Origin of the sequence: Streptomyces corynorhini (genome assembly GCF_003346515.1) — a bacterium.
GTDB lineage: Bacteria > Actinomycetota > Actinomycetes > Streptomycetales > Streptomycetaceae > Streptomyces > Streptomyces corynorhini.
Map to the genome: position 1 here is coordinate 22,327 of NZ_QQNA01000006.1, position 24,573 is coordinate 46,899.

Below are 24,573 nucleotides of genomic sequence, written 5' to 3' on the forward strand. Positions count from 1 at the left end.
CCCGGCGTCCGGCACCCGGCGGGGAGACGGGACCGGCCCGCGGTCCCGCTCCCCCTCCCGCCCGCGTCGGCTCAGTCGCCGATCAGCGCGTCCACGAACGCCTCGGGCTCGAACGGCGCGAGGTCGTCCGCCCCCTCGCCCAGCCCCACCAGCTTCACCGGCACCCCCAGCTCCCGCTGGACCGCGATCACGATGCCGCCCTTGGCCGTGCCGTCCAGCTTGGTCAGCACGATGCCGGAGATGTCCACGACCTCCGCGAACACCCGCGCCTGCACCAGCCCGTTCTGCCCGGTGGTGGCGTCCAGGACGAGCAGCACCTCGTCCAGCGGACCGTGCTTCTCCACGACCCGCTTGACCTTGCCCAGCTCGTCCATCAGCCCGGTCTTGGTGTGCAGCCGGCCCGCCGTGTCGATCAGGACGACGTCCGCGCCCTCGGCGATGCCCTCCTTGACCGCGTCGAAGGCCACCGACGCCGGGTCGCCGCCCTCCGGGCCGCGTACCGTACGGGCCCCGACCCGCTCGCCCCAGGTCTGGAGCTGGTCGGCGGCGGCGGCGCGGAAGGTGTCCGCCGCCCCCAGCACGACCGAGCGCCCGTCCGCGACGAGCACCCGCGCCAGCTTGCCGGTGGTCGTGGTCTTGCCGGTGCCGTTGACGCCGACGACCATCACGACGGCCGGGGTGTCCAGCCCGCTCTCGGTCTTCACGACGCGGTCGAGCTGCGGGTCGAGCAGCTGCACCAGCTCCTGGGCGAGCAGGGTGCGCAGCTCCTGCGGGCTGCGCGTCCCCAGCACCCGCACCCGCTCGCGCAGCCGCTCCACCAGCTCCTGGGTGGGCGCGACGCCGACGTCGGCGGTCAGCAGGGTCTCCTCGATCTCCTCCCAGGTCTCCTCGTCCAGGTGCTCCCGGGAGAGCAGGGTGAGCAGCCCCTTGCCGAGGGAGTTCTGCGAGCGGGCGAGCCGCGCGCGCAGCCGGACCAGCCGGCCGGCGGACGGCTCGGGGATCTCGATCGCGGGCGGCGCGGCCGGCTCCTCGACGACGACCGGCGCACCACCGGAGTCCGGGAGGCCGACCTCCTCGATGGTGCGGCGCGGTTCGTCGCGCGGAGTCTCCGCCTCGTCACCGACATGCGGCTCGGCGGGCGGAGCGGTGATGGTCGGCGTGCTCGACGACTCCGGGGGCGGCAGCTTCCTCTTCTTGAGGGTGCCGACCACGAGCCCGCCGATGGCGCCGATGGCGACCAGGGCGATGACTACAACAAGGATGACGGTTTCCATAACCCACCCAGTATCAGCCACGACCGCCCCCGGCCCCGGATTCGGCGGGACCGAACCGGCGACGCGATTGCGATATGGACCTTTTGCCCTGTACGTACGATGCTGGTGGTTCTGGGCATCGCCCGGACTCCGCCTCCCCCAGGAGCCCCCACCTCTGTACGGAGCCTCTTCATGCCCCACGCCTCCGCATCCGAAGGCGCGATAGAGACCCGCGGTCTGGAGCCCGTCCCCGACAGCGAGCGCACCGGTCACGTCCGGCAGCTCTTCCCCACCTGGGTCGCCGCGAACATCAGCGTGCTGCTGCTCACCATGGGCGCCGGGCTGATCGTCCTCAACGGTCTGAACCTCTGGCAGGTGCTGGCCGTCGCCCTGGCGGCGCCCGTCGTCTCCTACGGCATCGTGGGGCTGATCTCCGTGGCCGGGAAGCGCGGCGGGGCGCCCGGGATGGCGCTCTCGCGCGCCGTCTTCGGCCAGCGCGGCAACCGCTTCCCCGGGACGCTGATCTGGGTGGCCCGCTGGGGCTGGGAGACGATCAACGCGGTGACCGGCGCCTACGCGCTGCTGTCGGTGCTGGACCTGCTCTTCGGGGTGCGGAGCGGTACGCCGCTGATCGTGGTGACGCTGCTGCTCTTCGTGGCGTGCACCTTCCTCGTCTCGGGGCTGGGCATCAACGCGCTGCGGGTGTGCAGCAAGTGGTCCGCGTATCTCTTCGGCGCGTTCAGCGTGCTGGTGCTGATCCATCTCCTCACGCACACGGACTGGTCGGCCGTCTTCGCCAGGCCGGCCGGATCGACCGCCGCGATGATCGCCGGTATCGGCACGATCGCGGCGGGCGGGATCAGCTGGGTGCCCTCGGGGCCGGACTTCACCCGCTACCTGCCGCGTACCGCCTCCGGCCGGGCCATGGTCGGCTCGACGATCGGCGGCGCCGGGATCGTGGTGGCGCCGATGGTGCTGATGGGCGCGGTGATGGCGGTCGCCACGCCGGATCTGGCCGCGGCGCGGGACCCGGTGTCCTTCATCGGCGAGCTGCTGCCGACCTGGATCTCGGTGCCGTACCTGCTGATCGCGCTGGTCGGCATGGTGCTGATCAACTCGATGTCGATGTACTCGGCGGGCTTCACCGCGCAGACCCTGGGCATCAAGGTGCCCCGCGCGTGGGCCGTGAGTGTCAACGCGGTGATCAGCCTGGTCCTCGGCTTCCTGCTGATGGTGGTGGCCACCGGTTTCATCGGCTCGTTCATCTCGTTTTTGACGCTGCTCGCCGTGGCGTTCTCCGCGTGGATCGGCGTGTTCGGCGTGGACATGCTCCGGCGGCGTACCTACGACGGGACGGCGCTGCTGGACACCGGGCGCACCAGCGCCTACTGGTACCGGGGCGGCTTCGCGCCGTCGGCGATGGCGGCCTGGGGCGCGGCGCTGGTGGTGGGGCTGCTCTTCACCGAGGTGGAGTGGTTCGCCGGGCCGCTGGCCGGGACCTGGATCGGGCGCAACGGGCTGGGCTGGGCCGTGACGGCGCTGGTGGCGGCGGCGCTGTACGCGGTGCTGCCGCGCGAGCGCGCGACGACCCCCGCGCCCGCCGCCGGGCCGGCGGCGGGGGCAGGGGCCGGAGAGGGTACGGAGCGGCTGCCCGTGTGACGGTTCAGCCCATCTCCTCCAGGGTCTTGCCCTTCGTCTCCTTCACGAACAGGACCACGAAGGGGATGGAGAGCGTGGCGAAGCAGGCGTAGATGACGTAGGTGCCCGACAGGTTCCAGTCGGCCAGACTGGGGAAGCTCGCGGTGATCGCCCAGTTGGCGATCCACTGCGCCGAGGCGGCGACACCGAGGGCGGCGGCGCGGATCCGGTTGGGGAACATCTCGCCGAGGAAGACCCAGACGATGACGCCCCAGGACAGCGCGAAGAACAGCACGAACACATGGGCCGCGATCAGCGCGACGGTCCCCTCGGTGCCGGGCAGCTTGCCGTCGACCAGCTTCGCCGAGAACGCCCACGCCTCGCAGGCGAGCGCGACCGCCATACCGATGGAGCCGGTCAGCGCGAGCGGCTTGCGGCCGACCCGGTCCACCAGGACCATCGCGATCACAGTGCCGATGATGTTCACGATCGAGGTCGTGAACGAGTAGAAGAACGAGCTGGACGGGTCGATGCCGACCGACTGCCAGAGCGTCGCCGAGTAGTAGAAGGCGACGTTGATGCCGACGAGCTGCTGGAAGACCGAGAGCCCGATGCCCACCCAGACGATGGGCAGGAAGAAGAAACCGCCGCCGCCCAGCAGGTCCTTGAAGGTCGACTTGTGCTCACGGCGCATCGCCTGCTCGATCTCGGCGACCCTGGCGTCCAGGTCGACGTCCTTGCTCTCGACCTCGGCGAGGACCTCCTTGGCGCGGCCCACCCGGCCGACGGAGATCAGGAAGCGCGGCGACTCGGGGATCGCGAAGGAGAGCAGACCGTAGAGCAGCGCCGGGATCACCATCACGCCGAGCATCCACTGCCAGGCCTCCAGCCCGAGCAGCTTGCCGCGCTGGTCGCCGTCGGCCAGCTGGAGGATGCCGTAGTTCACCAGCTGGGAGATGGCGATGCCGACGACGATGGCGGCCTGCTGGAAGGAGCCGAGCCGGCCCCGGTAGGCGGCCGGGGAGACCTCGGCGATGTAGGCCGGGCCGATCACCGACGCCATACCGATCGCGAAGCCGCCGATGACGCGCCAGACCGCGAGGTCGTAGATGTCGAACGGCAGCGCGGAGCCGACCGCGCTGATGGTGAAGAGCACGGCGGAGATCTGCATGCAGCGGATGCGGCCGATCCGGTCCGCGATCCGGCCCGCGGTGGCCGCCCCGATCGCGCAGCCGATCAGGGCGATGGCGATGACCTGGGCGAGAGCGGCCGAGCCGATGTCGTAGCGGCTGCGGATGGCTTCCACGGCGCCGTTGATCACCGAGCTGTCGTAGCCGAAGAGGAAACCGCCCATCGCGGCGGCCGCCGTGATGAAGATGACATGGCCGAGATGGTCCGGATGAGCCGCTCGGCCTCCGGACGGCGGAACCTGCGCTGTGCTGGTCACGTGTTCTCCTGGGGCCGCCCGGCTGCGTCGCCGGGCGTGGGGGGTGAGCCCTTCCAGTGGTACATGACGTCGCCACAGGCACCACTTGAAGGGAAAAGCAACGCGAACGAGGTTATGCCTTCACTTCATGAAGTGATATTCGGGGGCACCTCGGACATATTCCTGACCACCACCCACACATGATGTTCAAAGCATGGACCCCTCATGCGGCAGGGGACGCGGGCCGACGCGGTCCCGGCTCACCGGAGTCGCTGGCTGATGACCTTGGACACCCCGTCCCCCCGCATGGAGACCCCGTACAGCGCGTCCGCGACCTCCATGGTCCGCTTCTGATGCGTGATCACGATCAGCTGGGAACTCTCCCGCAGCTCCCGCATGATCCCGATCAGCCGCTGGAGGTTGGTGTCGTCCAGCGCCGCCTCCACCTCGTCCATCACATAGAACGGACTGGGCCTGGCCTTGAAGATCGACACCAGCAGCGCCACCGCCGTCAGCGACCGTTCGCCGCCGGAGAGCAGCGACAGCCGCTTGACCTTCTTCCCCGGCGGCCTGGCCTCGACGTCCACTCCGGTGGTGAGCATGTTCGCCGGGTCGGTCAGGACCAGTCGGCCCTCGCCACCCGGGAAGAGCCGGGAGAAGACGCCCTCGAACTGCTCTGCGGTGTCCCGGTACGCCTCGGTGAAGACCTGCTCGATCCGCTCGTCGACGTCCTTGACGACCAGCATCAGATCGGCCCTGGTCTTCTTCAGGTCGGCCAGCTGCTCGGAGAGGAACCGGTGGCGCTCCTCCAGCGCCGCGAACTCCTCAAGGGCCAGCGGATTCACCTTTCCGAGCTGCTGATACGCCCGTTCGGCCGCCCGCAGCCGCCTCTCCTGCTCGGCCCGTACGTAGGGCACCGGGCGGTGGCGCGGGTGCTCGGGGTCGTCCGGCAGCTCCTCGCCCTCGGCGGGCGGTGACGGCGGTACGGGCTCCTCGGGCCCGTACTCGGCGATCAGCCCGGCCGGCTCGACGCCGAGTTCCTCCAGGGCCCTGGTCTCCAGCTGCTCGATCCGCAGCCGCTTCTCGGCGCCGAGCACCTCGCCCCGGTGCACCGAGTCGGTGAGCCGGTCCAGCTCGCTCGTGAGAACGCGGCCCCGCTCGCGCTCGGCGGTCAGCTCCTGGTCCCGTAGGGTCCTGGCCTCCTCCGCGGCGGCCCGCTCGGTCCCGGCGCGTACGACCGACACCTCGATGTGCGCCAGCAGTTGCCGGGCGCCCGCCGCGACCGCGCCGGCGACCCGGGCCTCGTGGCGCAGCCGCGCCCTGCGGCGTTCCGCGCGGGTCCGCGCCTCGCGCTCGGCGCGGGCGGCCCGGTCGAGGCCGTCGGCGCGGCCCGCGAGGCCCTTCACCCGCTCCTCGTGGGTACGCACCTGGAGGCGCGCCTCCATCTCGGTCTGCCGGGCGTTGGCGCCGTCGGCCGCGAGCCGGTCGCGTACGGAGGTGTCCGGCTCGTCGTCCCCCTCCCCGAAGGGCGAGGACTCCTCGGCGCTCAGCAGCCGTTCGGCCAGCTCCTCGGCCTCGGCGGTGGCGCGCTCCAGCGCCTCTTCGGCGCGGGCGACGGCCGCGGCCGTGCGCTCGGCCTCGGCCTCGGCGGCCCTGGCCTGTCCGGAGAGCCGTCCCAGCCGTCCCGACACGGCGGACCTCTCCCGGTCGGCCGTCCGGCGCAGGCCGTCCAGCTCCTCGGCGCGCGCGGCGCATCCGGCGCGGCGCTCGGCGGTCGCGCCCTGCTCCTCGGCGAGTTCGGCGCACCGTACGTCCAGCCGGGCCAGTTCGGCGGCGGCCTCGTCGACGGACGCCTGGACCTCCAGCAGACTGGGCGCGCCCGCCGAGCCGCCGTGCGCGAAGTGGCTGCCGAGCACGTCGCCTTCGGCGGTCACGGCGGTCAGCGCGGGGTGCGCGGCCAGCAGCTCCTCGGCGTCTTCGAGGGTGGCGACGACCACGGTGTCACGCACCAGCCGTCCCACGGCCGCCATCAGCTCGGCGGGGCCCCGGACGAGGTCGGCGACGTAGGGCGCGCGGACGGCGGTACGTACGGCGCCCGGCTCCTCGGCCGCCGCCCGCCGCGCGCCGCCCCCGCCGCCGGATCCCGCGCCCTGCGGCGGGACCGTGCCGGACGGGGGCTCGGACGGGGGCTCGGCCGGGGGCTCCGGCCGGGCGGGGGGTTCGGTGGCCTGGCCGGGGACGCCCGCCACCGGTTCGCCCGCCACCGGTTCGGGTACGGCCGCTTCGCCCGCCACCGGTTCGGGTACGGCCGCTTCGCCCGCCACCGCTTCGGGTACCGCGCCGCCCAGCAGGAGCGCGGCCCGGCCCGCGTCGTCCCGGCGCAGCAGCCTGATGGCCTCGGCGGCGGCCGCGCGGCCCGAGACGGCGATGGCGTCGGCGGCGGCGCCGAGGGCGGCGGCCACCGCGACCTCGTGGCCGGGGGCGACGGTCAGCAGCTCGGCCGCCGGGCCGAGCAGCCCACCGAGCCGGTCGCGGGCGTCGAGCAGCGCGCCGGTGCCGTCCTTGCGGCGCAGCCCGAGGGCGAGGGCGTCGTGGCGGGCGGCGAGCGCCGCGCGGGCGCGTTCCGCGGCGGTGGCGGCCTCGCGCGCGGCGGTCAGCGCGCTCTCGGCCTCCGACAGCGCGCGCCGGGCCGTCTCGTACCGGTGCGCCAGCTCCTGGTCCGCGGAATCCAGTCCTGCCACCTCGGCCGCGAGCTGATCGTGCTCCGCGCGCGCCGCGGCGGCGCGCGCGGCGGCGTCCTCGTGGGCGGCGGCGAGGCGGCCGATCTCCGCCTGGGCGGAGGCGGCCCGGCCGCGGGCGGCGGTGACCTGGCCGGAGAGCCGGGCGAGCCCCTCGCGGCGGTCGGCGAGGGCGCGGGCGGCGTCCTTGAGCCGGCGTTCCTCGGCGGCGAGTTCGCGTTCCAGCTCGGCGCGGTGCGCGACGGTGTCCTCGCGCGCGTGCTCGGCGGCCTCCAGCGCGGCGGTCAGCTCGGCCTCCTGCTCGCGGACCCGGGCGGCCTCGCGCTCCAGGTCCTCCGTGTCGCGGCCACGGGGCTCCTCCGGGGGCGCGGCGGTGGCGCTGGTGACCCGCGCGTCGGCGAGCGAGATCGTGCCGCGTACCCGTTCGGCCAGCTGGGAGAGGTCGTACCAGGTCTGCTGGGCGCGCTGGAGCCGGGGCGCGAGCCGCCGCACCTCGCCCTCCAGCTCCGTCTCCCGGGTCAGCGCGGCCTTCAGCCGGGTCTCCGCGGCCTCCTTGCGGCGCTTGAGTTCCGCCTCGTCGGCGATCTCCGTACGCAGCGCCTCACGCAGGGTCACCAGATCGTCGGCGAGCAGCCGCAGGCGGGCGTCGCGCAGGTCGGCCTGGATGACGGCGGCCCGCCGGGCGACCGCGGCCTGCCGTCCGAGCGGCTTGAGCTGGCGGCGCAGTTCGTCGGTCAGGTCCTGGACGCGGGCGAGATTCGCCTTCATCGCCTCCAGTTTCCGCAGCGCCTTCTCTTTTCGCTTGCGGTGTTTCAGTACCCCGGCGGCCTCTTCGATGAAGGCGCGGCGGCCCATCGGATCGGCGTGCAGGACGGAGTCGAGCTGGCCCTGCCCGACGATCACATGCATCTCGCGGCCGATACCGGAGTCGGAGAGGAGTTCCTGGATATCGAGCAGGCGGCAGGTATCGCCATTGAGCTGGTATTCGCTGCCGCCGTTGCGGAACATGATCCGCGTAATGGTGACCTCGGCGTAGTCGATGGGCAGCGCGCCGTCGGAGTTGTCGATGGTGAGAGAGACCTCGGCGCGGCCGAGCGGTGGCCTTCCGGTGGTGCCCGCGAAGATCACGTCTTCCATTTTTCCGCCGCGCAGGGACTTCGCGCCCTGCTCTCCCATGACCCAGGAGAGCGCGTCCACGACATTCGACTTGCCGGACCCGTTCGGGCCCACGACACAGGTGATACCGGGCTCGAAGCGCAGTGTCGTGGCGGCGGCGAAGGATTTGAAACCGCGCAGGGTCATGGCCTTGAGGTGCACGCCGCCGGACTCTACCCGGCGCGGATCGTCCTTCGGCGGTTTCACCGGCGAACGCGCGGGGCACATCAGTCGTTAAGAAAGAGCCCGCGGCGCCAACGACGGTTCACAGAACGGAAGATGAAAGAAAGAAGGGACGCCGAAGCGTCCCTTGCATATCTTGCGAGAGTGTCTCTCACCTGACCCCGGCGGGGGCTGTCGTCAGGTGAGCGCGGGCTCCGCCTGGGGTACGTCAATGTCGATGCCGTCGAGCAGCGACTCTCCGGGGTGCTGTGCGACAGCGGCATTCAGCACGTCGTTCTCGGACTGGATCCGTACGAGTTCGGATTCGAGGTCCTGGACGCGCTGCTGGAGCCGTCGCATCTCGGCGAGGAGTCGCGGGTCGGAGCCGCCGACATAACCGAGAAGCGCCTTTGCCATGATGAATGGTCCTCCACACTGAGTGACCGACCGAATGCGGTGTGGGTCGTGAGGGAAATTGCACCCGCGGTGCCTGGCAGCGCTTGTTCTTCACTGTGGTTCCTACTGCCAAACAGCTGAGGTGCGCGGGGATTCCAGAGTCTCACCAAAAAGTTTGACGGTCAACACGATCACAGCGCGTACCCATGGGCGGCCGGGGGCTCGGGGCCGCTCCTGGCGCGGCGCCGGCTCTCTCGCGGGGCTCTGGGGCCGGAGATCGTCGTCTCCCGCCGAAGCCTGGCACGACCGGCCGATCCTGGCACCTACCAGGTCATCGCTGACCTGCGGATATGCCAAGGGCATCATGGGGCCTCCGGAGGCCGGCCGGGCGGTGGACGGATCAGCGGATCGCGAAGCTCTCGTAGCCGCCGCGCGGGGTGTCCCAGATCTCAGTGACTCCCGTGGCGTGCCCGGGTGTGTCGGCGGACCGCAGCCACTCCAGCAGGCGGTGGCAATTCTCACGTGGCCCCTCGGCGACGACCTGCACCCTGCCGTCCTCCAGATTGAGCGCGAATCCGGTGAGCCCTCCGATCTCCAGAGCGTTGGCCCTGGTGAACCAGCGGAAGCCGACTCCCTGTACTCGGCCGCGTACCCACGCGGTGACACGTACCTCTTCGTCCATGCCGCCAAGCTAACCGGCCAATTGCCCGCTGGGCCCGGCGCCCCCACGTGCCATGCCGTACAGTCCCCTCGCAATGAGCCTCACTCGTACGGGTGAGTCACGTTGTCGTCGAGAGTATGAGGAAGGCACAGCGGATGGGACGCCATCGACGGAACGACGCGACCGGCGCGCCCGTCGTCTCCCCCGACGCCCACGCGTCGGACTCGTACGGAGACGGCGCCGCGGCGGCCGGACACACCTCGCGCGGTGCCACGCGCCGCAAGGGGCGGGTCGCCAGGCCGGTGAAGACCGGGCTGCTGGGGGCCTCCGCCGCCATGGCGGTGGGGGCGGTCGCGGTCGCCTCCGGCCTGCTGCCCGGCGGCGGCCAGTTCACCGTCAACGGCGGCGGCGCCACCGGCGAGCAGATCCGCAGCGACATCGCGCCCGAGCTGGAGCAGCAGGGCGGCGCCTCCGAGGAGCCCACCCGCGACGCGTCGGCCTCCCCGAGCCGGGGCGCCGAGCGGACGAAGGCCCCCACGAAGTCGGCGTCTCCCTCGGCCACCAAGCCGAGCGTCACCCCTTCGAAGGAATCCAAGGCCGCCGCCGCGCCGCCGAAGCAGAAGGCGACCGAGAGCCCCTCGGGCTCCGGGTCGGGCTCGGGCTCGGGAGCTGCCACCGGACCGGCCTCCGGTACGGCGCCCTCGACCGAGAACGCCACCGAGGACCGTGGGGCCTCCGCGCCCGACGCCTCCGCGGCCGCCGCCGTCCTCTCCCTGGTCAACCAGGAGCGGGCCAAGGTGGGCTGCGCGGCGGTGCGCGCCGACGGAAGCCTGGACGCGCTGGCGCAGGCGTTCAGCGACGACATGGCGGCGCGCGGCTTCTTCGACCACACCGACCCGGACGGCAGGACGCCCTGGGACCGGGCCGACAAGGCGGGCGTCAAGAACCTCGGTGGCGAGAACATAGCCAGGGGGCAGGCCACCGCGCAGGCGGTGATGGAGTCGTGGATGAACAGCGACGGCCACCGCGCGAACATACTGAACTGCGACTACACGCGGCTCGGCGTCGGCGTGCACACCGGCGCGGGCGGTCCGTGGTGGACCCAGGACTTCGGATTCTGACGTTTCTGACGTTTCTGAGGTTTCTGAGGTTTTTGAGGTTTCCGACCCAGCACCTTCCGGCCCATACGCCGCTCACCGCCCGAAAGCGCCATCCATGAGGTGGCGCTTTCGGTTGTAAGGTGACCGATATGGACGGTCATCCCGCCGACCGCGACCTCCCCGGCTTCGACGTCTTCGCCCGGGGGTGTCCCTCGCGGCGCACCCTGGAACACGTGACCGGCCGCTGGGGCTCGCTGACGCTCGGCGCCCTGTGCCACGGTCGGCTGCGCTTCAACGAGCTGCGCCGCCGGGTGGACGGGGTGAGCGAGAAGATGCTCTCCCAGACCCTGCACACGCTGGAACGGGACGGGCTCGTCCACCGCGAGGCCCAGCCGGTCAACCCGCCGCGCGTGGACTACGAGCTGACGCCGCTGGGCCGGGACGTCGCCGGGCGGCTGCTGGACGTCATCGCGCTGCTCGAAGAGCGGATGCCCGAGGTGCTCTCGGCCCAGGAGCGCTACGACGCGGCGCGCGGCGCCGGCTGGCAGCGCGGGCAGAAGTAGCTGGAGCGGTTCATCCACGGCCGCCGCCGCATCGGGGTCCCGCAGCGGCGGCAGGGCTCGTCCTCCCGCCCGTAGGCGTCCAGCGACCGGTCGAAGTACCCGGACTGGCCGTTCACGTTGACGTACAGGGCGTCGAAGCTGGTACCGCCCGCGTCGAGGGCCGCGTTCATCACGTCCCGCGCGTGTCCGAGCAGTTCGGCCGCGCGCGGCGTGCCGAGCGTCGCGGTGGGGCGTTCGTAGTGCAGCTTGGCGCGCCAGAGCGCCTCGTCCGCGTAGATGTTGCCCACGCCGCTGATCAGGGACTGGTCGAGCAGCGCGCGCTTGACCGTCGTACGGCGCGAGCGCAGCGCGGCGAAGAACGCGGCGTCGTCGAACTCCGGGTCCAGCGGGTCGCGGGCGATGTGCGCGATGACGTCCGGCACCCCGTCGGGGGCGTTGTCGTGGACCGAGAGCCCGCCGAAGGTGCGCTGGTCGACGAAGCGCAGCTCGGTGGCGAGGTCGTCGGCGAAGCGGATCCGGACGCGCAGGTGTTTCTCGTCGGGCGCGGATCCGGGCTGGACGAGCAGCTGCCCGCTCATCCCGAGGTGGCCGAGGACCGAGGCGTCGGTGTCCGCGAGCGGCAGCCACAGATACTTGCCGCGCCGGCGGGCCGCGCCGATGGTGTGCCCCGTCAGCCGGGCCGCGAAGTCCTCGCCCCCGGCGAGGTGGCGCCGTACCGCGCGCGGGTGCAGCACCTCGGTCGCGGCGACGGTACGGCCGGTGACCCAGCGTTCGAGTCCACGCCTGACGACTTCGACCTCGGGCAGTTCGGGCACGGCGGTCGGCTCCTCATCGGTGATACGGGAACGGGAGACGCCCCTCGCGCCGGAGGCGACGCGAGGGGCGTATCAGGAAGGAAGGGCAGCCGAAGCTCAGGCGCCGGCCGGGTCCACCGGGGTCCGGTCCTCGGGACCGGAGTCCGGCGGAACCTGCCCGGAGGCCCCCGAAGTGGTGTCGGCGTCCGCTTCGGTACCGGGCTTCGCCTCGGCCGCGGTTCCCCCCGCGGCCGTCCGCTCGTCCGCGGCGGCCCGGATGGCCCGCCAGGCGGACTCCGCGGCCTGCTGCTCCGCTTCCTTCTTGCTGCGGCCGGTGCCGGTGCCGTACGAGACACCACCGACGCGGGCGGCAGCGGTGAAGGTCTTCTCGTGGTCGGGTCCCGTCTCCGTGACGAGATACTCGGGCACGCCGAGGCTCTCCGCCGCGGTGAGTTCCTGGAGACTGGTCTTCCAGTCCAGGCCCGCCCCGAGGTTCGAGGACCTGTCGATCAGCGGGTCGAAGAGCCGGTGCACCAGCTCGGACGCCGCGTCGAGACCCTGGTCCAGATAGACGGCGCCGATCACCGCTTCAAGGGTGTCGGCGAGGATGGACGCCTTGTCCCGGCCACCCGTGCCCTCTTCACCCCGGCCGAGCCGGATGAAGGAGCCGAGTTCGAGGCCGCGTCCCACTTCCGCAAGCGCACGCGAATTGACCACCGCGGCCCGCAATTTGGCCAGCTGGCCTTCAGGCAGGTCGGGGTGGATCCGGTAGAGCGTGTCCGTGACCACCAGGCCGAGCACCGAGTCCCCGAGGAATTCGAGCCGTTCGTTGGTGGGCAGACCGCCGTTCTCGTACGCGAACGAGCGATGGGTCAGCGCACGTACCAGAAGGGCGGTCTCGAGCTGATACCCGAGCCGCCCTTCCAGAAGCGTGTGGGACGAGGCTGTACTGACGTTGTCTGTCTGCTTCTTGGCAGGGGACAGTTCAGACATTGAGCCTCTCACCAGCCGCTCAGACCTCGAGGACCTGGCGCTTGTTATAGGTGCCGCAGCTCGGGCACGCGATGTGCTGGAGCTTCGGCTCCTGGCAACGCTCACACGAAACCAGGTTGGGGACCGCAGCCTTCCACTGCGACCGGCGGTGGCGCGTGTTGCTGCGCGACATCTTCCGCTTCGGAACAGCCACGGCTACTTCTCCTGCTTCTCGTCGACGCCCGCTTCGGCGCCGCCCATGTTGTCCTTCTCGCCGTCCTTGACGGTCTCGGCGAGTCCCTGCAGTGCCGCCCAACGGATGTCGACGGCGTCGTGATGATGGTCCGGGTTCTCGTCCAGCCTGATCCCACACGTGGAACACAGACCGGCACAGGTCTCCCGGCACACCGGCTGCATCGGCAGTGCGAGCACCACCGCGTCACGCAGCACGGGTTCGAGGTCGAACAGGCCGTCCTCGACGTAGAGCCTGTCCTCGTCCTCGCCCTCGGCGTCGTCGGCCGGTTCCGCGCGGACGCGGCCCCTGCTGTCGGACTCGTGGTACGAGAACATCTCCTGGAAATCCGCCGCCACTTCCTGGCTGAGCGGCTCCAGACACCTTACGCACTCCCCCTCGGCCGACGCACGGGCGGTGCCCGTGACGAGGACCCCCTCCATGACCGATTCGAGACGGAGGTCGAGCGCCACGGGCGCGCCCTCGGGCGCTCCGATCACTCCCGCGATACCGAAGTCCTTGGGAGCGGGCACCGAGCGGGTCACCTTCCTGAGCGCGCCAGGACGCCGCCCCAGCTCGTGTGTGTCGAACACGAGGGGGTTGAGGTGGTCGAGGCGCGCGTTCAGGGCTTGTTCCCGCTTTCGGATCGTGAGGAGGGCCGCCACCGTCGCGAGAGCGAAGCGGGCAGCCTGAGCCGCGGATATGCACGCGGCCGAAGGACCAGGGTACTGGACCGGCCGCCGTAGGCCCAATCCAGGTGGCGCCCGGAGGGGGTCCGCGGCCTCACAGCCCCTGTTCGTACCGGCGCAGCTGCTCGATGTCGATCATGCTGGTGTCGAAGAGGCTGGTCTCGTCCAGCGCGCTCTGCGGGTCGCCGCCCTGGCCCGGGACGGCGTGCGGCGCGGCGGGCAGGGCCGGGGGCAGCGCGGGCATCGGGGGCTGTGCCGGGGCGCCGGTCTGCTGCCAGCCGTAGTCCGGGGCGTAGCCCTGGGTCTGCGCCGGGACCTGCCCGTACTCCTGCCCCTGGTACGCGTACGGGTCCTGCTGCTGGTAGCCGTAGGCGTCCTGCTGCTGGTAGGCGGGGTATCCGCCGGCGTCGGCGGCGGCGTACGCCGGGTCCTGGTAGCCCGGCTCCGCCGGGGCGTAGGCGGGGTCCTGGTAGCCGGTGTCCTGGCCCGGGTAGCCGGGGTCGGCGTACGGCTGCCGGACGGGCGCGGGGGGCACCTCGGCCGGAACCTGTGCGGGCGCGGCGGCGCGCGACGGCTCCCGGGGTGTCCCGGCGAGGTCCGCCAGATAGTCCGCGTCGCTGGTGCGGGCCTGCGGGCCCGCCGCGTCCTGGGCCGCCATGTGCGCGCCCAGCTCGTCCGACTCGGTGCGGCCGTGCAGCTTCTGCCGGCCGCGGCCGACGGCTTCGAGCGTCTTGGAGAGCACGGCCTCGAAGGCGCCGATCTTGGCGTCGACGTACTCGTCGGCCCGCCGGATCAGAGTCTCGGGGTCGGAGCTGTACTCGGGCGCGTCGTCGTCCTCGCCGTAACCGGCCGCACCGCCCGGGGAGCGTCCGAGCAGCTTCTCCCTGCCCCGGTCCACGGAGCCGATCGTCTTGGTGAGGACGACCTCGAAGTTGGCGAGCTTGGAGTCGACGTAGTCGTCGGCCTCCGCGCGGATCTCCTCGGCGTCCCTGCGGGCCTCCGCGAGGATGCGGTCGGCCTCGTCCTGGGACTGGCGGGCGACGGCGGTCTCGGAGATCAGGGTGGAGCGCTGGGCGTGCGCGCTCTCGATGATCCGGTCGGCCTCCTGGCGGGCCCGCTCGGCCAGCTGCTCCTGGCCGCCGAGCAGCTCCTGTGCCTGGGCGAGCGATCCGGGGAGCGCCTCCCGTACCTCTTCGAGCAGCGCGAGCAGCTCGGCGCGGTTCACCACGCAGGACGCCGACATGGGCATGGAACGGGCGCTGCCGACCGTGTCGACGATCTCGTCGAGCTTCTTCTGCACGTCCACCGGGTGCTCGCCACTCTCTACAGCTGGTATGGAGACGGACGCAACGACTGTACGGCCAGTTCGCGCCCCGCCGACACCCGGTGAGGGGCCGTCGGAGACCTCAGCGTCGGCCCAGGCGCTCCGTGACGGCCCGGTGGACCGCGGGAGGCAGCAGATGGGAGACGTCACCGCCCCAGGTCGCGACCTCCTTGACCAGCGAGGAGGAGAGGAAGCTGTAGGTGGGGTTGGTGGGCACGAACAGCGTCTCGACGCCCGAGAGCCCGTTGTTCATCTGGGCCATCTGGAGTTCGTAGTCGAAGTCGCTGACGGCGCGCAGGCCTTTGACGATGGCCGGGATGTCGCGCTGCTTGCAGAAATCCACCAGCAGACCGTGGAAGGACTCGACCTCGACGTTGCCGAACTCGGCCGTCACCTCACGGATCAGCTCGATCCGCTCCTCGATCGAGAAGAGGCCCTTCTTGGACTGGTTGATCATCACCGCGACGTGTACGACGTCGTACAGCTTGGAGGCGCGGGCGATGATGTCGAGGTGTCCATTGGTGATGGGGTCGAAGGACCCCGGACAGACGGCGCGGCGCAACTGAATTCCCTCGCTCTCCGGTCCGGTCATCGTGCGTCTTCGCACATAGAGGCGGCGCGACCGTACCAAAGCGTGCCCTCGCCGTAGCGACGGGAGCGCAGTGGTTCGAACCCCGGCGGCCAGCCGAATTCCCCGCCTCTTGTGCTGCGTTCCACGGTGGCGACCGCATCGCCGTCGAGCCAGCCCCCTGAGCGGAGTGTGAGGAGGATCTCCCGGAGATCGTCATCGGTGACGGCGTACGGCGGGTCCAGGAAGACCAGGTCGTAGGGGGTCGGCGGGGGCGGTCCCGCGACGATCTGCTCCGCCTTGCCGGTACGGACCTCCGCGCCGGGCAGTCCGAGCGCCCGCACGTTGTCCCGGACGGTACGGGCGGCGCGGGCGTCGGCCTCCACCAGGAGCGCGTGCGCGGCGCCGCGCGAGAGCGCCTCCAGGCCGACGGCGCCGGAGCCGGCGTACAGATCGGCGATCCGGCGGCCTTCCAGCGTGCCGAGGAGCGACTCCCAGCTGGAGAAGAGGCCCTCCCTGGCGCGGTCGGAGGTGGGGCGGGTGCCGGTGCCCGGCGGTACGGCGAGACGGCGTCCGCCGGCGGCACCGGCGATCACGCGGGTCATGGGTGTCGGTCCTCGGTTCGTGGGCGGGACGGGCGGTCCCGTCCACGTGGCGGGCGGGACGGGTGTGCTGCCCCCCACGATATGGCGTACCGGCCGGGCGGGCCCGACCGGTGACCCCCTGGCTTCGCCGCCCGACCGGGGACGCCCGGCCCGTGCCGCCCGGCTCCCCGCCGCACCGTTGCCGGTCCTCCGGCCGCCGACGGCCCGCGCGGAGATGTCGATCCGGTCACGAAGCGACCGCGGGACAACGTCGGGCCGCCGATCCGGGTTCTCAGGAGTGTGATGCTGCATCAGGATTCCTTCGACATGGACGACGAGACCGTGCGACACGGTCCGCTGTGGCGCCACGCGCTGTGGGCGGTGGTCGTGACGGGCTTCGGCGTGGGCTTCGGATGGTTCACCGCGTCGTTCCGGCTCGGCCCCGACGAGTACGGGCTGCCCCTCGCGGCACCAGGACCGGTCTGGGGGTATCTGGTCGCCTGGACCGTGATCGGTCTGGTGACAGCGGCCGTCCTGCGTGCCACCGCCGCCCGGATTCCGGTCTACTCCCCGGGATTTGTCGCCTCGTTCCTCACCTTCGTGGGCACGCGCATATCGCTGAGCCAGCGGCCTGAACCCGCTCTTGTCGGCGCTCTGGGGGCCGCCTGCCTGGTGCTGGCGGCGCTCTGGTGCGCCTTCGCGCTGCGGAGGCGGGAGGAGGCCCCGCCGGAGGGGGCCTCGCCCCAGGACGGGCGGACAGCGGGCGCCTCGGGGGCGGCGGACCCTGTCCTGCCGGGCCCCGGCGGGGCAGGGCCCGCCGCCCCGGGCCGGGACGTCACCGGGACGTGAGGTGCCGGTCGGCCCGGCAGGTCAGCCCTTGCCGAGGAACTGCTCGCGCTCGGCGTCCAGCAGCGCGTCCAGCGCCGTCCGCAGCTCCGGGCTGCCCGTCAGCTCGGGATCGGCCGCCACCACCGCGACGGCCTCCTCGCGGGCGGCGGCGATGATCTCCTCGTCCTCGATGACGGCGAGCATCCGCAGGCTGGAGCGCACGCCGGACTGTGCCTGGCCCAGGACGTCGCCCTCACGGCGCTGTTCGAGGTCGATACGGGACAGCTCGAAGCCGTCGAGGGTGGTGGCGACCGCGCCGAGCCTGCCCCTCGCCGGGCTCGCCTCCGGCGCGTCGGTGACCAGCAGGCACAGGCCCGGCGCCGAACCCCGGCCGACCCGGCCGCGCAGCTGGTGCAGCTGGGAGACGCCGAACCGGTCCGCGTCCATGATCACCATCGCGGTGGCGTTGGGCACGTTCACCCCGACCTCGATGACCGTGGTCGCGACGAGGACGTCCGCCTCGCCCGCCGCGAAGCGGCGCATCACGGCGTCCTTGTCGTCGGGCGCCATCCGGCCGTGCAGCACCTCGACGCGCAGTCCCGCCAGCGGCCCCTCGGCCAGCTCCCGCGCGACCTCCAGCACCGCGAGCGGCGGACGCTTGTCCGCCTCGTCGGCCGCGGTCTTCTTCTTCGCCGTGGCCTTCTCGTCCTCGTCGTCGCCGATCCGGGGGCAGACGACATACGCCTGATGCCCCTTGCCGACCTCCTCGCGCACCCGCTCCCAGGCGCGGGCCAGGAAGTGCGGCTTGTCCTGGGAGGGGACGACATGGCTGGCGATCGGTGAGCGGCCCGCCGGAAGTTGGTCCAGGACGGAGGTCTCCAGATCGCCGAAGACGGTCATCGCGACCGTACGCGGAATGGGCGTGGCCGTCATGACCAGCAGATGCGGGGGCTGCTTGCCCTTGGAGCGCAGCGCGTCGCGCTGCTCCACCCCGAAGCGGTGCTGCTCGTCGACGACGACCAGCCCCAGGTCGTGGAAGCGGACCTTGTCCTCGATCAGCGCGTGCGTGCCGATCACGATCCCGGCCTCGCCGGTGACCAGGTCGAGCAGGGCCCGGCGCCGCCCGGCCGTGCCCATGGAGCCGGTGAGCAGCACGACCTTCGTCGCGTTCTCCGCGCCGCCCAGCATTCCGCCCCCGGCCAGTGCGCCCATCAGCTCCGTGATGGAGCGGTGGTGCTGCTGGGCGAGGACCTCGGTGGGCGCGAGCATCGCCGCCTGGCCGCCCGCGTCCACCACGGCGAGCATCGCGCGCAGCGCGACGAGCGTCTTGCCGGAGCCGACCTCGCCCTGGAGCAGCCGGTGCATGGGGTGTTCGGTGGCGAGGTCGGCGAAGATCTCGGCGGTGACCTTCCGCTGGCCTTCGGTGAGGGTGAACGGCAACGTGGCGTCGAAGGCGTCGAGGATGCCATCCGCCACCGGGGTACGGGCCACGGCGGGCAGCTGCGCGTCCGCGTACCGCCGCCGGGCCAGGGCGACCTGGAGGACGAACGCCTCGTCCCACTTCAGCCGGGCCCTGGCGGATTCGATGTCGGCCCGGGTCCCGGGCCGGTGGATCTTGAGCAGCGCCTCGGGCAGCGGGACGAAGCCGCGCCCCTCGCGCAGCGCGGGCGGCAGCGGGTCGACGGCCTCGACGGCCCGGGGCAGGACCGCGTCGACCGCCTTGGTGATCTTCCAGGACTCCAGCCCCTTGCAGGCGGGATAGATCGGGATCAGCTTGCCCGCGAAGGAGTCGACGGCCTCCTCCCCGTCGTCCCCGCCCAGCGGGACATAGGTGGGGTGCGCGAGCTGGAGCTTGCGGTTGAAGACGGAGACCTTGCCCGCGAACATCCCCCGGCCGCCGGGCGGCAGGTCCTTCTGCGGCTTGTGGATTCCCTTGCCGAAGAAGACCAGTTGGAGCCGGCCGCTGCCGTCGGTGAGGGTGATCTCCAGCCGCTTGCCGCGCCCCCCGTTGAACGTCAGCACACGGGAGTCGGCGACCTGCGCGACCACCGTGACGTCCTCGTCCAGCGGGAGATCGGCCAGCTTGGTGAGCTGGCCGCGCTCCTCGTACCGCCGGGGGTAGTGGTGCAGCAGGTCGCCGACCGTGTGCAGGCCGAGGTGTTCGGCCATCACCTTCGCGGTGGCGGGGCCGAGCGTCTTCTTGAGGGATTCATCCAGCGCGGACACGCGATCCATCTTCGCAGGGACCACCGACAGCGGGGCGGCGCGACGCTACTCGACCCCGACGAGCAGCGGTACGGACTGCCTGCCGCCCCGGTGGACGACGGTGTCGACGGCCAGATGGCCCTCGCGTACGTACCGCTCCAGCCGGTCGGCGAGGGTGTCCGGCACGTCCTCGGCGAGCACCAGGGTGACCAGTTCGCCGCCGGCCGCCAGCATCCGGGTGAGGACCGCCTCCGCGGTGGCGGCGAGGTCGGCGCCGATGACCGCGACGTCGCCCTCGATCAGCCCCAGCACGTCCCCGGCCTGGCAGATGCCCGCCATCGTCCAGGACTGCCGTTCGGCGACGGCCAGTTCGGCGTAGCGGGTGGCTCCGGCGGCGCTGGTCATGGCGACCACGTCCTCGTCGAAGCGCCGGTCGGGCTGGTGCACGGCGAGCGCGGCGATGCCCTGGACGGCGGCCCTGGTGGGGATCAGGGCGACCCGTACCCCTTCGCTCCGCGCCTGCTCGGCCGCCGCGGCGGCGGTGTGGCGCAGCGCCGCGTCGTTGGGCAGGAGGACGACCTCGCGCGCGTGGGCGCGCCGGATGGCCTCGACCAGTTCGCCGCTGGCGGGCGGCTCCCCGGGGCGGGCGAGGACCGTGGTGGCACCGGCCTCGGCGCACAGCCCGGCGAGCCCCTCGCCCGGGACCACCGCGACGACGGCCCGCTGGACCTGCTCGGGAGGGTGTCCGGCGGCGGCGCCGAAGTGGGTGACGCGGATGCGGTACGGGCGTCCCGCCTCGACGCCCGCCTCGACGGCGGCGCCCGCGTCGTCGACGTGGACGTGGACGTTCCACAGTCCGTCGCCGCCCACCACGACGAGGGAGTCGCCGAGCGCGTCGAGCCGCGCGCGCAGCCGTGTCACGGCGGCGTCCTCGGCCTCCAGCAGGTAGATCACCTCGAACGCGGGGCCGCCGCCCTCCGAGCCGTCGCCCTCCGGCCCGCCGCCTTCCGGGGCGGGCGGGGCGGGCGCCTCGTGGCGCCGGTGACGCACGGGCGGGGCGGCGGGCACCTCGCCCGTGAGGGCCCGTACGAGCGCGCCGAGCACGGTGAGCAGCCCGCGCCCGCCCGCGTCCACGACGCCCGCGCGGCCGAGCACGGCCAGCTGGTCCGGGGTGGCGGCGAGCGCGGCGCGCGCCCCGGCGTACGCGGCGCGGGCGGTGGCGCCCGCACCGGCCTCCGCGTCCGTGGCCCCGGCCGCGTCCGCCGCCGCCGAGGCGACGCTGAGGATCGTGCCCTCGACGGGGTGGGCGACGGCGGCGCGGGCGAGTTCGGCGGCCCGCCGCAGCGCCGGGGCGAGGCCCTGATCCGGGTGATCCCCGTCACCGGAGCCGGTCGGCGCGAGGACCTGGGCCATTCCGCGCAGCAACTGGGCGAGGATCGTGCCCGAGTTCCCCCGGGCGCCGATCAGCGCCCCGTGTGCCATGGCCCGGACGGCGTCGGCGGGCGTGGGCTCCGGCGCGGTGGCGCGCGTCGCGTGCGCGGCGAAGACCGCCTCCACGGCCTGGGCGGCGGACTCCACGGTCAGATACAGGTTGGTGCCGGTGTCGCCGTCCGCGACCGGATAGACGTTGATCGCGTCGATCTCCTCGCGTTCCCTGCCGAGGGCGTCGAGCGCCAGCGAGCACCAGCTCCGCACGGCTGCGGCATCGAGGGTCTGCGGCACCGGGGGTCCTCCTTGAGCGGCCGTGGCACGGGCTGCGAGCCTGCCCGAACCGCAGGGTAGCCGCCGGTAACCCCGCCTGTTCCCGGTGGGCGGCGGACCACCGGCGGAACGGGGGCGACCGGCGTCATGGTAGTTTTCTTGTACCGAGGCAGGCGTTGTATGCTGCTGCGGTTGCCCGATGAGAGTCGGGCCAATCCTCCGGCAACGCCACATCAGTCATTGATTCGAGCCACGCCGGATTTCTCTGTACGAGCATCTGAAGTCTTTGGAGTGACCCGTGGCTGCCAACTGCGACGTCTGCGGCAAGGGGCCGGGCTTCGGCAACAGCATTTCCCACTCGCACCGCCGTACGTCCCGTCGCTGGAACCCGAACATCCAGCGCGTGCGTGCCGTGGTCGGTCGGACGCCGAAGCGGCTCAACGTCTGCACCTCGTGCATCAAGGCCGGCAAGGTCTCGCGCTGACGCCTGCGTCGTAGCGCAGCCCCTGCGGTTGCCTTGAAAAGCCGGTCCACCTCGGTGGACCGGCTTTTTGCCGTGCCGTTTCGCGGGGCCCGTACCCGCAACCGGCGGCCCGTGCCCGTAACCGGCCCGCGCGCTCCGGTTCAGTCACGGGTACGGCTACGGGTACGGGTACGGGTGCGCCAGGCGTGGTCCACCGGGCCGATCCCGGCCCCCAGCGCGAATCCGCCCGCGATCGCGCCTGTCACGTACTCCTTGGCCGCCACGACCGCCGCCACCACGTCCTGCCCGTCGGCCAGCCCGGCGGCGATCGCCGCCGCGAAGGTGCAGCCCGTGCCGTGGGTGTGCCGGTTGTCGTGGCGCGGGGCGCGCAGCCAGTGCTCCTCGGTGCCGTCGTACAGCAGGTCGACCGCGTCGCCCGGCAGATGACCGCCCTTGATCAGCGCCCAGCGGGGGCCGAATTCGAGTACGGCGCCGGCCGCGCGCCGCAGTCCGGCCTCGTCCGTGACCCGTACCCCGGTGAGCTGCGCCACTTCGTCCAGATTGGGCGTGGCGACGGTCGCGACCGGCATCAGCTCGGTCCGCACGGTCTCCAGCGCCGAGGCGGCCAGCAGCGGATCGCCGTGTTTGGAGACGCCGACCGGGTCGACGACCACGGGGACGCCCGTCGCGGCGAGGAGTTCGGAGACGGCGGAGACCAGCGGTGCGGAGGAGAGCATTCCGGTCTTCACGGCCTGGACGCCGATATCGTCCACCACCGCGCGGTACTGCGCCCGTACCGCCTCCACCGGCAGCTCCCAGGCGCCCCGTACCCCCAGGGAGTTCTGCGCCGTGACGGCGGTGACCACGCTCATGCCGTGCACGCCGAGCGCCAGCATGGTCTTCAGGTCGGCCTGGATGCCCGCACCGCCGCCGGAGTCGGATCCGGCGACGGTGAGGACCCGGGGAGGCGCCCCCGGGGAGCGCTCTCCTGCGGATGGCACGGCTGACGCGGATATCGGCATGGTCCGAATCTACAAGCGCGCCGCTCAGCGGTCCTCGTCGCCGTCCCCGAAGTGGTCCCAGCCCCCCTTGCTGGTCCAGGGCAGGCCGTCGACCGTCACCTGCGGCGGCGCCGACGGCTTGAGGACCTCGCCGATCACCTTCCAGCGGGCGGGCAGCTTCGTGTCCGCCGGGAACGTGGCGACGATCGCGTGGTCCTCGCCGCCGGTCAGCACCCACTGCAACGGGTCGATACCGACCGCCTGACCGATGTCGTTCATCTGCGAGGGGATGTCGATCAGCCCCGAGCGCAGATCGATCCTGACCTTGCTGGCCTCCGCGATGTGGCCGAGGTCGGCGACGAGTCCGTCGCTGATGTCGGTCATGGAGGTGGCGCCGAGCCCGGCCGCCGCGGGACCCGCGTGGTAGGGCGGCTCCGGCCTGCGGTGCGCCTCGACGAAGGCGCGCGGCGAGCGGAATCCGCGCGAGAGCACCGCGTGGCCCGCCGCCGACCAGCCCAGCCAGCCGGTGTAGGCGACCACGTCGCCGGGCCTGGCGCCCGACCTGGTCACCGGTTCGTGCTCGCGCAGATCGCCGAGCGCGGTGATGGCGATGGTGATCGTGTCACCGCGGACGACATCGCCGCCGACCACGGCCGCGCCCGCGACCTGGCACTCGTCCCGGATGCCGTCCATCAGCTCGGTGGGCCAGGTGACGGGCAGTTCGGCCGGGACGACCAGGCCGAGCAGCAGCGCGGTGGGGACGGCGCCCATCGCCGCGATGTCGGCGAGGTTCTGCGCCGCCGCCTTGCGGCCCACGTCGTACGCCGTCGACCAGTCACGCCGGAAGTGCCGTCCCTCCAGCAGCAGATCCGTACTCGCCACGACCCTGCGGTCGGGCGCGGCCACGACCGCGGCGTCGTCGCCCGGCCCGAGCCGGACCGCCGGGGTGGTGGTGAGCCGGGAGGTGAGTTCTCTGATGAGCCCGAACTCCCCCAACTCGCCCACGGTTCCCTTCACCGAGTCTCCCCTCTCCTCACCGGCCGCGCCTGCGGTCGCGGTCCTGCACTGCTGTCGGTTCCGTCATGCCCCGCGTCAACTTCGTCCCGCGTATGCCACCCGTCGGGCGCCACCGGGCCCGCGGGTCTCCCCGCGGTCCTCGGCGACGCGATACCGTGGCGTCTCTTTCCACCCCACATGATCCTCGTGGCCGCCCTGGAGGTTCCGTGGTACAGGCGTACATCCTTATTCAGACCGAGGTGGGCAAGGCGACGGCCGTCGCCGAGACCATCGCGAAGATTCCGGGAGTCATCCAGGCCGAGGACGTCACAGGCCCGTACGACGTGATCGTGCGCGCACAGGCCGACACCGTCGATGAACTGGGGCGCATGGTCGTCGCCAGAATCCAGCAGGTGGAAGGCATCACCCGCACCCTGACCTGCCCGGTGGTACATCTCTAGCCGGACGGGCACGGGCACGGCGGCTCCACGGGGACGGTACGCGCGGCACACGCCGCTGTCGTCGCTCACCATGGCTTCGCCGTGCTCCCTCTCCCACCCCGCACGTGGCGGCCGGCCCCGGACGGCCGCCGTCTACGCTTGACCGGTGCTACGTTCCCGCCGCAGGCTATCCGGCCTTCTCGCCGCCCGTATGACCGCCGTCGCCCTTCTGTCGACAGCGGTGGCCTGTTCCAGCACGGACGGCCCGCCGTCCGTGACGGTTCCCACCCCCACCGCGCGGGAGACCGCGCTGTGCCGCGCGCTGCACAAGGAGTTGCCCAAGACCCTCGCGGAGCTGGCCAGGAGCGATCCGCGCCCGCGCTCGGAGCTGACCGCGGGCTGGGGCGACGGCGCGATCGTCCTGCGGTGCGGGGTCCCCCGGCCCGAGCGGATGAGCGACCCGCAGGCGCAGGGTGTGGAGGCGAACGGCGTCAACTGGATGCTGGAGGAACGGGACTCGGGGCCCCGCTTCACCACGACGTACCGCGAGACGTATGTGGAGGTCACCATGGACGAGCGCTTCACCCATGACTCCACCCCGCTCGCCGCGCTGGCCGCGCCCGTCGAGGAGACGATCCCCTCCAGCCTCTGAACCCGCGCGTCCGCCGAGCCCGCCCGGCCGCT

At 72.3% G+C, this 24,573-nt stretch carries 23 protein-coding genes; 7 read left to right on the forward strand and 16 right to left on the reverse strand.

Translation table 11 applies throughout. From position 1 onward, the window contains the following. Positions 1–71: 71 nt before the first annotated feature. Positions 72–1,274 (reverse strand): signal recognition particle-docking protein FtsY, encoded by a 1,203-nt coding sequence (ftsY, locus tag DVH02_RS01380; RefSeq protein ID WP_114621812.1) that lies wholly within the window; start codon positions 1,272–1,274, stop codon positions 72–74. A gap of 171 nt (positions 1,275–1,445) precedes the next feature. Here ftsY and DVH02_RS01385 point away from each other — a divergent pair, with 171 nt between their 5' ends. Further along, on the forward strand, positions 1,446–2,912 hold the full coding sequence (locus DVH02_RS01385; protein ID WP_114621813.1) for a cytosine permease: 1,467 nt from the start codon (positions 1,446–1,448) through the stop codon (positions 2,910–2,912). A gap of 4 nt (positions 2,913–2,916) precedes the next feature. On the opposite strand, the gene DVH02_RS01390 is transcribed toward DVH02_RS01385, so the two are convergent. The 4 genes from DVH02_RS01390 to DVH02_RS01410 all read right to left on the reverse strand — a co-directional run bounded on the left by DVH02_RS01390 (position 2,917) and on the right by DVH02_RS01410 (position 9,450). After that, positions 2,917–4,338 (reverse strand): sugar porter family MFS transporter, encoded by a 1,422-nt coding sequence (locus tag DVH02_RS01390; protein WP_114621814.1) that lies wholly within the window; start codon positions 4,336–4,338, stop codon positions 2,917–2,919. Positions 4,339–4,577: 239 nt separating this feature from the next. Further along, positions 4,578–8,372: an AAA family ATPase gene (locus DVH02_RS01395; RefSeq protein WP_114621815.1), complete on the reverse strand. Its 3,795-nt coding sequence runs from the start codon at positions 8,370–8,372 to the stop codon at positions 4,578–4,580. A 198-nt stretch (positions 8,373–8,570) separates the two neighbouring features. Then, positions 8,571–8,789, reverse strand: a complete 219-nt coding sequence (locus DVH02_RS01400; RefSeq protein ID WP_114621816.1) for a hypothetical protein — start codon at positions 8,787–8,789, stop codon at positions 8,571–8,573. 379 nt (positions 8,790–9,168) lie between these two features. Further along, positions 9,169–9,450: an acylphosphatase gene (locus tag DVH02_RS01410; RefSeq protein ID WP_114621817.1), complete on the reverse strand. Its 282-nt coding sequence runs from the start codon at positions 9,448–9,450 to the stop codon at positions 9,169–9,171. Between the two features lie 134 nt (positions 9,451–9,584). On the opposite strand from DVH02_RS01410, the gene DVH02_RS01415 reads away from it, so the two are divergent. Beyond that, complete coding sequence (locus DVH02_RS01415; RefSeq protein WP_114621818.1) at positions 9,585–10,550, forward strand: CAP domain-containing protein; 966 nt, start codon at positions 9,585–9,587, stop codon at positions 10,548–10,550. Between the two features lie 128 nt (positions 10,551–10,678). Next, positions 10,679–11,092: a winged helix-turn-helix transcriptional regulator gene (locus DVH02_RS01420; RefSeq protein WP_114621819.1), complete on the forward strand. Its 414-nt coding sequence runs from the start codon at positions 10,679–10,681 to the stop codon at positions 11,090–11,092. Here the strand turns inward: DVH02_RS01420 and mutM are convergent. The 7 genes from mutM to rsmD all read right to left on the reverse strand — a co-directional run bounded on the left by mutM (position 11,047) and on the right by rsmD (position 16,276). Next, positions 11,047–11,907 carry a bifunctional DNA-formamidopyrimidine glycosylase/DNA-(apurinic or apyrimidinic site) lyase gene (gene mutM, locus DVH02_RS01425; RefSeq protein WP_114621820.1) on the reverse strand — a complete coding sequence of 287 codons (861 nt, stop codon included), beginning with the start codon at positions 11,905–11,907 and terminating at the stop codon, positions 11,047–11,049. The genes DVH02_RS01420 and mutM overlap by 46 nt on opposite strands. A gap of 96 nt (positions 11,908–12,003) precedes the next feature. Further along, the gene (rnc, locus tag DVH02_RS01430; RefSeq protein ID WP_114621821.1) at positions 12,004–12,879 is read right to left on the reverse strand and encodes a ribonuclease III; all 876 of its coding nucleotides are present in this window, start codon (positions 12,877–12,879) and stop codon (positions 12,004–12,006) included. A gap of 19 nt (positions 12,880–12,898) precedes the next feature. Further along, a complete protein-coding gene (gene rpmF / locus DVH02_RS01435; RefSeq protein WP_053675094.1) occupies positions 12,899–13,072 on the reverse strand; it encodes a 50S ribosomal protein L32 in 174 nt (57 codons plus the stop codon). Positions 13,073–13,074: 2 nt separating this feature from the next. Further along, positions 13,075–13,716, reverse strand: coding sequence for a YceD family protein (locus DVH02_RS01440; RefSeq protein WP_199566127.1), 642 nt, complete (start codon positions 13,714–13,716; stop codon positions 13,075–13,077). Positions 13,717–13,873: 157 nt separating this feature from the next. After that, complete coding sequence (locus tag DVH02_RS01445; RefSeq protein ID WP_114621822.1) at positions 13,874–15,085, reverse strand: ATP synthase F0 subunit B; 1,212 nt, start codon at positions 15,083–15,085, stop codon at positions 13,874–13,876. A gap of 100 nt (positions 15,086–15,185) precedes the next feature. Then, positions 15,186–15,665, reverse strand: a complete 480-nt coding sequence (coaD, locus tag DVH02_RS01450) for a pantetheine-phosphate adenylyltransferase (RefSeq protein WP_199566128.1) — start codon at positions 15,663–15,665, stop codon at positions 15,186–15,188. 26 nt (positions 15,666–15,691) lie between these two features. Next, on the reverse strand, positions 15,692–16,276 hold the full coding sequence (gene rsmD / locus DVH02_RS01455; protein WP_114621824.1) for a 16S rRNA (guanine(966)-N(2))-methyltransferase RsmD: 585 nt from the start codon (positions 16,274–16,276) through the stop codon (positions 15,692–15,694). 282 nt (positions 16,277–16,558) lie between these two features. On the opposite strand from rsmD, the gene DVH02_RS01460 reads away from it, so the two are divergent. Next, positions 16,559–17,104 carry a hypothetical protein gene (locus DVH02_RS01460; protein WP_325051315.1) on the forward strand — a complete coding sequence of 182 codons (546 nt, stop codon included), beginning with the start codon at positions 16,559–16,561 and terminating at the stop codon, positions 17,102–17,104. Positions 17,105–17,125: 21 nt separating this feature from the next. Here DVH02_RS01460 and recG read toward each other — a convergent pair whose 3' ends face one another. Further along, positions 17,126–19,318 (reverse strand): ATP-dependent DNA helicase RecG, encoded by a 2,193-nt coding sequence (recG, locus tag DVH02_RS01465; protein WP_114621825.1) that lies wholly within the window; start codon positions 19,316–19,318, stop codon positions 17,126–17,128. Positions 19,319–19,354: 36 nt separating this feature from the next. Continuing rightward, positions 19,355–21,010 (reverse strand): DAK2 domain-containing protein, encoded by a 1,656-nt coding sequence (locus DVH02_RS01470; RefSeq protein WP_114621826.1) that lies wholly within the window; start codon positions 21,008–21,010, stop codon positions 19,355–19,357. A gap of 277 nt (positions 21,011–21,287) precedes the next feature. Here DVH02_RS01470 and rpmB point away from each other — a divergent pair, with 277 nt between their 5' ends. After that, positions 21,288–21,473 (forward strand): 50S ribosomal protein L28, encoded by a 186-nt coding sequence (gene rpmB, locus DVH02_RS01475; protein ID WP_078877327.1) that lies wholly within the window; start codon positions 21,288–21,290, stop codon positions 21,471–21,473. A gap of 140 nt (positions 21,474–21,613) precedes the next feature. Here rpmB and thiD read toward each other — a convergent pair whose 3' ends face one another. Then, positions 21,614–22,474, reverse strand: a complete 861-nt coding sequence (gene thiD / locus DVH02_RS01480; protein ID WP_114621827.1) for a bifunctional hydroxymethylpyrimidine kinase/phosphomethylpyrimidine kinase — start codon at positions 22,472–22,474, stop codon at positions 21,614–21,616. A gap of 24 nt (positions 22,475–22,498) precedes the next feature. Beyond that, on the reverse strand, positions 22,499–23,470 hold the full coding sequence (locus DVH02_RS01485; RefSeq protein WP_114621828.1) for a thiamine-phosphate kinase: 972 nt from the start codon (positions 23,468–23,470) through the stop codon (positions 22,499–22,501). 206 nt (positions 23,471–23,676) lie between these two features. Here DVH02_RS01485 and DVH02_RS01490 point away from each other — a divergent pair, with 206 nt between their 5' ends. Both DVH02_RS01490 and DVH02_RS01495 read left to right on the forward strand, forming a co-directional pair. Next, entirely contained in the window at positions 23,677–23,910 is a 234-nt protein-coding gene (locus DVH02_RS01490; RefSeq protein ID WP_114621829.1) for an Lrp/AsnC family transcriptional regulator, read from the forward strand. Positions 23,911–24,100: 190 nt separating this feature from the next. Continuing rightward, positions 24,101–24,541 (forward strand): DUF3515 domain-containing protein, encoded by a 441-nt coding sequence (locus tag DVH02_RS01495; RefSeq protein ID WP_114621830.1) that lies wholly within the window; start codon positions 24,101–24,103, stop codon positions 24,539–24,541. Positions 24,542–24,573 lie beyond the last annotated feature (32 nt).

Bases quoted from the DNA above. Each gene is read 5' to 3' on its own strand.
- ftsY (WP_114621812.1), bottom strand. From the start codon at position 1,274: ATGGAAACCGTCATCCTTGTTGTAGTCATCGCCCTGGTCGCCATCGGC.
- DVH02_RS01385 (WP_114621813.1), top strand. From the start codon at position 1,446: ATGCCCCACGCCTCCGCATCCGAAGGCGCGATAGAGACCCGCGGTCTG.
- DVH02_RS01400 (WP_114621816.1), bottom strand. From the start codon at position 8,789: ATGGCAAAGGCGCTTCTCGGTTATGTCGGCGGCTCCGACCCGCGACTC.
- DVH02_RS01410 (WP_114621817.1), bottom strand. From the start codon at position 9,450: ATGGACGAAGAGGTACGTGTCACCGCGTGGGTACGCGGCCGAGTACAG.
- DVH02_RS01415 (WP_114621818.1), top strand. From the start codon at position 9,585: ATGGGACGCCATCGACGGAACGACGCGACCGGCGCGCCCGTCGTCTCC.
- DVH02_RS01420 (WP_114621819.1), top strand. From the start codon at position 10,679: ATGGACGGTCATCCCGCCGACCGCGACCTCCCCGGCTTCGACGTCTTC.
- rnc (WP_114621821.1), bottom strand. From the start codon at position 12,879: ATGTCTGAACTGTCCCCTGCCAAGAAGCAGACAGACAACGTCAGTACA.
- rsmD (WP_114621824.1), bottom strand. From the start codon at position 16,276: ATGACCCGCGTGATCGCCGGTGCCGCCGGCGGACGCCGTCTCGCCGTA.
- DVH02_RS01460 (WP_325051315.1), top strand. From the start codon at position 16,559: ATGCTGCATCAGGATTCCTTCGACATGGACGACGAGACCGTGCGACAC.
- recG (WP_114621825.1), bottom strand. From the start codon at position 19,318: ATGGATCGCGTGTCCGCGCTGGATGAATCCCTCAAGAAGACGCTCGGC.
- thiD (WP_114621827.1), bottom strand. From the start codon at position 22,474: ATGCCGATATCCGCGTCAGCCGTGCCATCCGCAGGAGAGCGCTCCCCG.
- DVH02_RS01495 (WP_114621830.1), top strand. From the start codon at position 24,101: ATGACCGCCGTCGCCCTTCTGTCGACAGCGGTGGCCTGTTCCAGCACG.